The following is a 710-nucleotide window of genomic DNA, read 5'->3' on the forward strand; positions in this document are numbered from 1 at the left end:
TAGGGTTCATTCTTTTTAAGGAAGAAAAGAAAATAGCCGCAACTAAAAATATTACAGAATTAATAAAGAAACTAGTAGCTCAAGAAAATTTAACTAGAAATAACCTAGAAATACCAGTTCCTACCATTGATACTGCTTCATTTAATGAAGATGCTTTTGATATGACAAATGGTATATCCTGATTACAGAATGCTTCCTTAATAAATGTAGAACAGTGTAGCAAGCTGCTAATAAGAATTGCATAATGTAAAAAACAAATACTGGTTCACATCTTATGAAAACGAGAATTGCCATGATTAAAACAGCTTCTTCTATCCACAAATATTTTGGTAATGAATGATTATAGTCTTTCCACGCCTTAAGTAATTTGTGAAAATACTGCTTCATTTCTTCTTTCATTTTCACTTCTCCCAAACTATTATTTATTCTCTACTTATACGCTCTCATCGATAATTTTGAATCCACTATACGCAATCAACGCTCTAAACACATCGCTGCCCCCATATGGCCATGCATAGGGATGAAATTCAATTCTTCCAATATTGTTTGATGCCTTTTCACAAGATATCAGTTCATATTCTCCGCAAGCAAACGCATCAATCATAGATTCAAAATCCCATGGGGTTACAAGCTTAGGCTCCCTTAAACGTTCTTCAACAGGGGTTTGTTCCCATAAAATCCAGTAGTTATATAATTCTTCTTCAGTCGGC

Annotated in this window: 2 protein-coding genes; one reads left to right on the plus strand and one right to left on the minus strand. The window is 33.7% G+C overall.

The window, feature by feature from the left end:
• Positions 1 to 182 (plus strand): hypothetical protein (locus tag V7183_RS17935; RefSeq protein WP_335360347.1); only part of this gene is annotated, 182 nt, incomplete at its 5' end.
• Positions 183 to 433: 251 nt separating this feature from the next.
• On the opposite strand, the gene V7183_RS17940 is transcribed toward V7183_RS17935, so the two are convergent.
• Positions 434 to 710: hypothetical protein (locus V7183_RS17940; protein ID WP_335360348.1), on the minus strand; the 277-nt coding region annotated here is incomplete at its 5' end.

It is taken from the genome of Bacillus sp. JJ1127, assembly GCF_036965845.1.
In the GTDB taxonomy this organism is placed as follows: domain Bacteria; phylum Bacillota; class Bacilli; order Bacillales; family Bacillaceae_G; genus Bacillus_A.